7 protein-coding genes and 1 pseudogene are annotated in these 9,329 nt (G+C 51.7%); 4 read left to right on the forward strand and 4 right to left on the reverse strand.

What is annotated here, in order from left to right; all coding sequences use genetic code 11:
• Positions 1–58 precede the first annotated feature (58 nt).
• Positions 59–1,245 (reverse strand): annotated as a pseudogene (locus B2Y33_RS20040) (IS1182 family transposase); the annotation flags it as partial.
• Positions 1,246–1,771: 526 nt separating this feature from the next.
• Between B2Y33_RS20040 and B2Y33_RS20045 the strand changes: the two are divergent.
• Together B2Y33_RS20045 and B2Y33_RS20050 are read left to right on the forward strand one after the other, a co-directional pair.
• A complete protein-coding gene (locus B2Y33_RS20045; protein WP_206407385.1) occupies positions 1,772–2,872 on the forward strand; it encodes a hypothetical protein in 1,101 nt (366 codons plus the stop codon).
• Positions 2,873–3,000: 128 nt separating this feature from the next.
• On the forward strand, positions 3,001–4,002 hold the full coding sequence (locus B2Y33_RS20050) for a hypothetical protein (RefSeq protein ID WP_206405306.1): 1,002 nt from the start codon (positions 3,001–3,003) through the stop codon (positions 4,000–4,002).
• A gap of 75 nt (positions 4,003–4,077) precedes the next feature.
• On the opposite strand, the gene B2Y33_RS20055 is transcribed toward B2Y33_RS20050, so the two are convergent.
• On the reverse strand, positions 4,078–4,608 hold the full coding sequence (locus tag B2Y33_RS20055; RefSeq protein WP_087535175.1) for a tyrosine-type recombinase/integrase: 531 nt from the start codon (positions 4,606–4,608) through the stop codon (positions 4,078–4,080).
• A gap of 140 nt (positions 4,609–4,748) precedes the next feature.
• On the opposite strand from B2Y33_RS20055, the gene B2Y33_RS20060 reads away from it, so the two are divergent.
• The gene (locus B2Y33_RS20060; protein ID WP_087535176.1) at positions 4,749–5,372 is read left to right on the forward strand and encodes a glutathione S-transferase family protein; all 624 of its coding nucleotides are present in this window, start codon (positions 4,749–4,751) and stop codon (positions 5,370–5,372) included.
• A 221-nt stretch (positions 5,373–5,593) separates the two neighbouring features.
• On the opposite strand, the gene B2Y33_RS20065 is transcribed toward B2Y33_RS20060, so the two are convergent.
• On the reverse strand, positions 5,594–7,249 hold the full coding sequence (locus B2Y33_RS20065; RefSeq protein ID WP_241194880.1) for a GGDEF domain-containing protein: 1,656 nt from the start codon (positions 7,247–7,249) through the stop codon (positions 5,594–5,596).
• A gap of 437 nt (positions 7,250–7,686) precedes the next feature.
• Here B2Y33_RS20065 and B2Y33_RS20070 point away from each other — a divergent pair, with 437 nt between their 5' ends.
• Entirely contained in the window at positions 7,687–8,124 is a 438-nt protein-coding gene (locus B2Y33_RS20070) for a hypothetical protein (RefSeq protein ID WP_140400458.1), read from the forward strand.
• Positions 8,125–8,159: 35 nt separating this feature from the next.
• Here the strand turns inward: B2Y33_RS20070 and B2Y33_RS20075 are convergent.
• The coding region (locus tag B2Y33_RS20075) for an ISL3-like element ISPpu12 family transposase (protein ID WP_139373573.1) at positions 8,160–9,329 on the reverse strand (1,170 nt) is incomplete at its 5' end.

Raw genomic sequence — 9,329 nt, forward strand, 5'->3', positions numbered from 1 at the left:
AAAATCAGATATTCTCGCGCTCAAGGAGCACATTAGTCATGGTTGCCTTAGCCAAGCAGTCCCAGCGCTTTAATCGCCGCTCTTTACCGGTCGTACACTGCTTCTGCATGGAGCAGTTCTGGCATCCTGAAAACCAATAGCAGTTCAGTAACATGCCGTCTTCCACCGAGGAATGCCGGCGCGTCAGCAACTGGCCCGCGGGGCATCGATATTCGTCCGAAACAGCCATGTAGATGAAGTCCTGCTTGCCGAATCGGCCATCCGCTTTGCTGCTCGATGTCAGTGGTTTCGGTACAAAGGTGGTGATGCCAGCTTGCTCGCAAGCAAGGATTTCCGGGCCTTTGTAATAGCCTCGATCAGCAACCACCGTCAGCGCCTCAGCACCGATTTCTTCACGTGCCTGGTTAGCCATATTGCTCAGTTGCCCGCGATCATTACCAACGTTGGTCACCTCATGGGCAATGATCAGATGGCGTTTGTCGTCGACTGCTGTTTGTACGTTGTACCCAACTGTGCCGGAGCCTCGGCCGCTTGTGGCCATCGAACGGGCATCTGGATCGGTAAGCGAGATTTGCTGATCGAGACTGGCTTTAAGCTGCGCCTCGATGTCCTTGAGTTTTTGCATCTGCTGTTTCAGCTTTTCGACTTTGTCTTTCAACCGCTCAGTCTTGGCCTCAGCCACTTCCGGCGCTGCCCGATCCGCTGAATCCATTGCCGCTAGATAGCGGTCGATGCTCTGCTCGATCTGCTGCATGCGCGCCTTCACTTTGCCTTGAGTGAAATTGCGGTCGCGGTTATTCACGGCTTTGAATTTGCTGCCGTCGATGGCGCTGATCGATTGAGAGAAGAGATTAAGGTTGCTGCAAAGCACAACGAACTGCCGGCAGACGCTGCGAATGGCTTTACCATTGTACGGAAGTCGGCAATTGTTTTGAAGTAAGGCGCCAATCGCCCCGTCAGCCACATCAGCTCGACATTGCGCTCGGCCTCACGCTCAAGCCGGCGGCTGGACTGAATCCGATTGAGATAGCCATAGATGTAGATTTTCAGCAGGACTGCTGGATGGTAGGCCGGACGACCCGTTGCAGCCGGATCGACACCCTCGAAGCCGAGTGATCCCAGGTCGAGTTCATCGACGAAAACGTCGACCACCCGAACTGGATTTTCTTCGGTGATGTAATCGTCCAGGCACTCCGGCAGCAACGTGACTTGCGTCCGAGACTCCCCTTCGATGAATCGCTTCATGACCGTCCCCACCACGACCTCGACGATCAGAAGGTTAGACAATCGCAGGCGTTTTCACACAGCCTGGGTCGATAGCAGACGCCCACGACCGGCCGCTCTCGACCCACAGCAGACACATTAACTCAACTCTAGCTCAGGCCCCTCCCCCCTTGCTGTCTTTTCTTGGAACCCTGGCCCCTTCTGTCTAACAGGCCTGGTGTTGAAGGAAGGAGTGAGATAGGGAAGGCTTGTCGCACGCACATCTGTTGTGGGGAGTTTGTGTAGGTCAGCGAAACAGATTTGCAGGGTGCATGAAATCATCACGCTGGTCTTGACGCTTCTACATATCCGGCTCATTTGGGAAGCCAGTTGGGATGCGACTTACGCCAAGACGCGCTGATGCACAACACGCATCGAACGGGGTAAACTAGAGACGTCAAGTTATTTGAGAATATTAGCGATGCGGTATCTCACAACCAAAGGATTGTTTGCCCGTGCTTTAGGAGAAGGTCGATATGTCTTGGAGGACGTATTCGGTGTATGCACCATGCCTTTCTTTGCCGTAGATATAGCTGAGGTATCAAAAATTGTAAACTCCATAGCGCGCGTGAGCATTATATGCAGTGAAGACGATTTAAACTCAATGGCTTCGCCAAAATTCGTTAATTGGTTTCAGCTAGAGAAATATTATGTTGCCGGAATTTCAGATCACTACAGATACTGGCAGGTAGGTAGAAACCTTGTAGCGACCTATGACAAGTTTTCAGCTATGCTCCCTATTGCTTATTTCGAGTCAGGCTTTGGCAGCGGAAGCAAGGACTCTCTTGAGTACATAGACAAAAAAATCTCCACTACTGCAAAGAACCTCCTAACTCCGTACACACAAAACTGTATAGCCATTAGGCTTTCACATACACAAATTCAGCGTATGTGTAGTGACCTAATGTCACTTCTGCATCGTTCGACGCGTTCGCTTTTAGACTTCCTGACAACTCAGAGAAAAACCATCGCTGAAGAAAGCTGGAGTCGTGAGCATATGAAGGTGCGAGAAATAGTTCATTCGGGACCAAAGTCATATCACGCGGCAAGCCTCGCTACAATGTGTGTAATCTCACTATGCACATCCCTTGACATTCTGAGCAAACTCATACACTGCCTAAATAACAGCCCTCGTCCGATAGAAAAATTCAGATCAAATCAAGGAAAACATTTTTCTGATCTATTCAAACTAAAAGGTAATACGCTTCCGCAAGTCCTTATTGATGGAATTCTTGAAAAATGGAAATGTTTGCCAGGCGCATTGTCATTAATTCAATTCCGCCACGATCTAGTCCACAGTACTGCTGCCCTGGAGCTTGAAAAAATTTATGTTGGCTGTCAGACAGGAGAGATAAATGACTTACCGCTGCACTACTGCTTCGTACCCTGGCGCGATTGCAATACACAGGGTCAGCCGATGCGCTACCTTGGCCGCGAATATTTCACTTCGGAAGGGACCGACTTAGAGTCACAGCTTTTGTGCTGGACAAAAAGTGTAGTTTCCCTCCATCTCTACGCCGGAGAGCAGATGCTTAATTTTCTGATAGCGCAGACAAAAGACGACATTGATGTTAATTTAGTGAATACTCTGAATGATCGCGAGCTATGAAATAATGGGAGTAAATCAACACGGGCCATCTTTAAGGCCGTGATCCGTCGCAAGGTACAATGCCTGCGCCAAAAGGAAAATAAGCGCCAAAGTGCACTTTCGTTAAATTCAGGCTTGTGGCATTACCTATGGCAAAAATCAGCAAGAAAAAAGTTAGCCGCGCGTATGAGCGGATGACTCAAGGAAGCCTTATCCAATCACCGAGGCGGCTTCTTTTTACTCACAGCGATAGCACTATTGCTGAAAGAGGATTTTATTACGCAGACACAGTGTGGGGCTGGGGTGGCACCGGAATTTTAATAAAATTTGAGGAAAAATTTTTTATCCTCACTGCTCAACATGTAATCAGTGAGCATGTACCGGACCAAATCTTTCAAAATGAGTCCCCTTTCTTTTCCCATGTATTCAGTAAAAAATTCAGTTCATCAATAGAAGAGTTTTCATTCCCTATACGGGGTTGGAAAATCGGGCAACTAATAACTAACAATTCACCAACCATCGATAACGACGACATTGTACTGATCGAGCTAGGGGATTTGTTTCTTTACCCAGATCGCTTTATTGATCTAGACGCGCCCCACTCTCCGCAGGGGTTGCCATTGAAATCAATTTTTGAAGGTATGTATCTCATCGTTTCTGGATTCCCTGCCCAGAGAAATGACATTAATTATCACTACGAAAATGATGCTCCGTTTGTACATACAGTAAATCTCTCCAAAGATATCTTGCCAGGGAAATGCGTATTCGAAAACGGGTTCCCAGTCGTGAAGCTGAATAAAAATTCAACACACGATGAGTTAAACGGTATGAGTGGTGGCATTGTCACAAACCTTCAGCCAAAAACGAATCAAACCGAATGGGTTGGACTGATTCAAAAGGCTGGAAATGGGTATGTGCATTTTTATCCAGCTGCTTGGATTATTCCTGCTATCAGGCGATTTAAGGAATGCGAGTCTTACATTATAGATCCGGCAGCTGCGTTTTCAGATCCTCATTTGCAGGGGACGCCTGAGGTAATTGCCGAGCGTAGGAAATTTTACAAAGATATCCAACGGCTCACAGAAAAGCACCGCGGTTCAATTTCAGAGGACGAGCTTGAAAGACTAAAGCGGTATTTGCCCCATAGCTAGCATTTCTGGAAATTTTGAAGAGAGTGTGCAAATCCCACGGCCAAACATTTCTACGACATGACTCGACGAGTAGAATCAGTGGCCGCTTCTGGTCGTCAGCCGATCTCGGCCAACGGCGGCTATGGTCGGTAGAGCACAGTCGCGACCGTCTGCTTTCGCCCCAGGCTGTGTGAAAATGGCTTTCACCCAGCCTTTGACTATACGAGCGTATTGCCGAGTGGATAGGTGGTCAGAGGTATGCAGTCGGCTAGGGAACAAGCAGTCCTCGCTGCGTAGCTTGGCCTGACGTATCCAGGCTGCGACAGCAGACCGTGTTTGTTCAGTAATCTCGAATTGCACTGGCCGCTGCGTTTTCTGCTGCATCACCATCGCTCGTGATAATACGTGCTCGCCGTGGGTAACGTCGCGCACCCGGAGCTTTGTTAAATCGCAAGCTCGAAGCTTGCTGTCGATGGCCAGATCGAAGAGAGCCAGATCCCGAGTTCTTTCTGCAATTTGAAGCCTTACTCGGATGGCCCAGATGTCTCTCAGTCGCAGCGGGGGTTTCTGCCCGACCAATTTTCCTTTGTTCCAAGGCTGACGGCTGCCGGTAGCGATGATTTTCATGACATGTCCTCCACGTGTGGAAGAACAAGAATGGCTAACCAGGGTCGCTAACCGGCCAACAGCAGAGTCTGGACAACCCGTTCCATTAGGCAATAGAGTCAGTAGTTCAGACCAAGTACCCCGAACGATAAGGACATGGAATGTTGCGCATATTGGGTAAGGCATCGTCGATCAATGTACGAAAGGTGCTCTGGGCCTGCGCCGAGATTGAAATTCCCTTTGAGCGGGTGGATTGGGGTTCTGGCTTCAGATCGACGCACACACCTGAATTCCTGGCGCTGAATCCCAATGCCATGGTGCCGGTCATCGAGGACGACGACTTCATTCTTTGGGAGTCAAACTCGATCATTCGCTACCTGGCGTCGCGCTACAACGGCGTTCACCTTTACCCGACTGAGGCGAGAGCCAAGGCGCGGGTGGATCAATGGATCGATTGGCAAGCGTCAGATCTCAACAAGTCGTGGAGTTATGCCTTCATGTCGCTGGTCAGGCATTCGCCTGAGCATCAGGACAGCAGCGCGTTGGCGGCCGCGTGCAACAACTGGTCGAGGTACATGGAGATCCTCAATCGACAGCTCGATTCAACCGGGGCCTACGTCAGCGGCGATGAGTTTTCTCTCGCAGACATACCGATCGGCCTGTCAGTTAATCGGTGGTTTGAAACACCGCTTGCTCATCCGGACTTTCCTGCCGTGAGCGACTATTACGAACGCTTGAGTCGTCGACCAGGCTACCGCCTGTACGGAAGAAACGGGACGCCATGACACGGTCTCAGAGGAGTTTTGTGTCCGCTTCACAGGTGGATAGCATCCTGTCGCTACCGCCAGCTTTCGGCCACTATCGGCCAGAAGTGGCCATTCAGCGTTCACAATCCGGGTCAGTCAACGGCGCTGAATAGAAGCCTCATGCGAAGGGCGACGCACACCGCCGTGGCACACTGATTTCTAACCATCAAGTCTCTTCGCAGGGGCACCACGCAGCAGCTTCAAGCCTGCGCAGCGATACTGGCTTTGCTTTGGAACATGGCGGTGTCAGCCTTTAAAATCAAATCGTCGAGGTCTTCACCATCTTCCGGATACCACGCCACCCCTAGGCTGGCGCTAACCTTGATTTGGCTGTTTCCCCATGGAATGCACAAGGCGACGGCTTCGCAGATTTCACCGGTGACGCGCTGGATATCGCTTCGGTGATGCGCGCCGTCGAGCAGCACGACAAATTCATCACCGCCCATGCGCGCAGCTAGTTCAAACTCGCAAATATTGGATTTGATCGCCGAGGCTGCGTGGATCAGCATGGCATCGCCCGCCTGGTGGCCATAACGATCATTGATCTGCTTGAAGTGGTTCAAGTCGATATAGCACAAGGCCAGATGCTCTCCACGACTCTTTGCGTCGAGCAGCCTCTGACTAGCGAAGGGAATAAAACTATTGCGATTTGGTAAGCCAGTCAGGCTGTCATAGAAAGCCAGCTTGTGTACTTCCTCTTCGGCGAGTTTGCGCAACTTGATCTCGTTGCGTAGATGGCGCTGGGCATTCAACAGAACCAGAGCGAACATCAGGACAAGCACAGAGCCGATGCTGATCAGAACAATGGTCCTGCGCAGTCGCTCGACGAGTTGCGGCGGGTTGGGATCGTAAATGAAGTTTTCCAATCCGGCGATATTGTCGACCATGCCCAGTTCGAGGAAAGTTTCAGCCATACGTTGCCAGCGCCCTGGGTTCATATGACCGATCTCGATCAGGTCAGATACCACCAGCGGACGCATGGCCTGAGCTTCGAATTGCAAGTGCGCGCGACTTTTCTCCACCAAATACTGATTGAGCAGCAGGTCTATGATTTGCTCGGGGTTATCCATCGCGTAGCGCCAGCCGCGCAGGGTGGCGCGGCGGAAGGCCTCGACACGCTGTGGATGCTCGTCAATCTCGGCCTGGCTGGTGAACAGGATGTCGCTGTAGAAGTCGATCCCGTAGGTGACGGGCGAGATGATGTTGTATTCCACGTCCCGCTGTTGCAGGTAGAAGGGTTCGTTGGTCAGGTACGAGTTGAACGCCGTCACTTTACCGCTGGCCAGATCCTCAATTTGAAAACTGCTGGGGAGCAGTTGTAGTTTTTCGAGGGATATACCTTCGCTCCGGAACATCGCCAGAAAATCGGCATCTGTCTGTGCATCCATCAGCATCAACGGCTTGCCGATCAGGTCGTGCGCAGTGCGAACACCTTGGTCTGTACGAGCCACGAGCACGGAAGGTGAGTGCTGAAAAATCACCGCCAGCGCTACCAAGGGCTTTCCATGCAGGCGTGCGTAGAGCAATTCACTATTGGCTTCGCCATATTGGGCACGCCCAGAGAGCACTTCTTCGACCGGTGTGACATTGGGGCCACCTTCGTGCAAGCGCACGTCCAGCCCTTCTTCGCGGTAATAGCCCTGGGCTATGGCGGCGTAGTAGCCCGCGAACTGGAACTGATGTTTCCAACGTAGCTGTACATCAATCACCTGCACAGCACTATTCTGTTGAGTGACAGGGCTCGCCCACGCAGCCTGAGCCGAGAGCAACACAAAACACAGCAGTCGACGCAGCCGAACCAACAGAATTCTCTCCGGCCGGTCGAGCGCGTTAGAACAGCAACAGAGGCTGGGCATCGTGAGAGTCCGTGAATCGCGCTCGTGGTTGAGCGTGCAAGTCGTGGCAAGGCATTGTGACATCACTCATGTAGGGCCAGCAATCGCCAGCCACGATAACCAAAGCGGCGTTATCCTCGCTTCGGCGTGGCTGGCGCCTGCCTCCCTACAACAGGCAACTACCGACCCATAGCTGCCTTCGTGGGGGCAGCTCACGGCCAAAAACAGTCATTCGCAAAGGAGTAGACTAACTCAATACCGACCATATACACGCTACCAAAAACTTCATAACCTAGGGACAGGTCTTGGCGATTTTACACCCTCACTATGCCCGCTTCCAGCGCTCGACTGAACAGGTTAAAGTATTACGCGTGGCCAAGTAACGTCCTGCGGACAAAATTGGAAAATTAATGCTTTACATGAGTCGCCTAACTATAGACTAAAATCTTGAGAGTGATATGGACTGGACAATTAGAGCAATAAAAATATGCTGCGTATCTCTTGGAGTGGCATCACTGACAGTAGCCGCATTCATTTTATTTAACGACACATATTTTAATACAAGTCTTCAGATTGATTCAGAATTGGCGGCGAAATTTGGCGACTTTTTTGGTGGTTTCATTGGGACGATCTTTGCAATATTTAGCGTTATCCTATTGATTTACACAATAGTCTCCCAGCACCTAGAGATATCAAAAAATGGTGCTCGCGATCGATTTTTTAAAATGCTTGACTATCATAATGAAAACATTAGAAGTATTCGGGTGCCTAGCCTTGAAACAGAAAAAAGTCAAATTAGTGAGGAGGGAAGGAGAGCTTTTGTAGTTTATAAAATCCAACTAAAGCGACTGCTCCAAGCAGTTACTGAAATTGGGGTATACGGATTTAATGGTTGATGGGGCACCTTCACCCCATCAATCTGATACCACCCTCAGATGGTTGATAGATCGACTCCGTAGTTGAGTTCCTCTGCGAAGTCCGGCAGTCCGTAACCGATGGTTTTCTTGTAGAAAGGAGAGACCTTCGCAGTCGGTGCCTTCTTCTTGTGCTTCGTGGTGTAGAGCATTCGTGCCCGCATCACCTCGAAGGAGTAACCGCGCCCTTCACGGTTCTTGTCCTTGGCCAGTCGGTTGATGGACTCCGTGTAAGCGTTGGTGACGGGCATGTCCGTCTCGAAGTAGGTCATGGTCTCTTCGCGCCAGTTTCCCACTGCCCTGACCAGATCGCTCCAGACTTCCTTTTGGCCCTTCGGGATGGTGGCTATCCACTCGTCCAGGGCGGCTTCTGCCTGGAGCCGTGTGGTGGCGTCCCAGATGCCGTAGAAGCGCTCCTTGTGCTCGTAGGCGGCCAGCAGTTGCGGGAACGCGCCTGTCCAGGTCTCCATGATGAGGCGCTCCCGGTCTGAGACTTCGTGAGCGCGTTTCAGCAGGATTTTCCGGTCTCCCTTGAGAGTCCGGCTCTGGGACGGTTTCAGCTCCTTTCTGAGGCCCTTGCGCACTCTCTCTAGGGCATCGTTGGCCATGCGCACCACATGGAACTTATCGACCACGATACGGGCCTGGGGCAGCACAGCCTTGACCGCTGCCCGGTAGGGGTTCCACATGTCCATGCTGACGATCTCGACCTTCTGCCGGTCTTTCAGCTTCATCAGGTAGTTGGTCACCACGTCCTGGCGGCGGGTGGCCAGCAGGTCGAGCAGGGTTCGCTCCTCAATGTTGGTCAGAATGCAGCGGTAGCGCTTGTTCAGGTATAGCTCGTCAATGCCCAGGATGCGGGGCGTCTCGAAGCGGTGCCAGCGCCCCAGGAACTCGGCGCGGGCGTTGAAGATGTCGCGCACCGTCTTCTCGTCCAGGCCGGTCTGTGCCGCCACAAAGGTGTAGGGGTGGTTGAAGGATTCCTTCTCCACGTACTCATGCAGCCGCAGTGTCATACGGAATCCGTCCACCATCTCCGGTAGCTGGGGCCTGAATGTTGTCTTGCAGGCCCGGCAGGTGTATCGGCGGCGGACCACCCAGAGAGTGACCCGCTTGCCGTGGATGGGCAGATCACGATAGGGAACGTCACGCTTGCCGAACCGTACGAACTCACCCTGCACGCCGCA

Source organism: Pseudomonas sp. UBA5666 (assembly GCF_002420785.1).
Taxonomy (GTDB): Bacteria; Pseudomonadota; Gammaproteobacteria; order Pseudomonadales; family Pseudomonadaceae; genus Aquipseudomonas; species Aquipseudomonas fulva.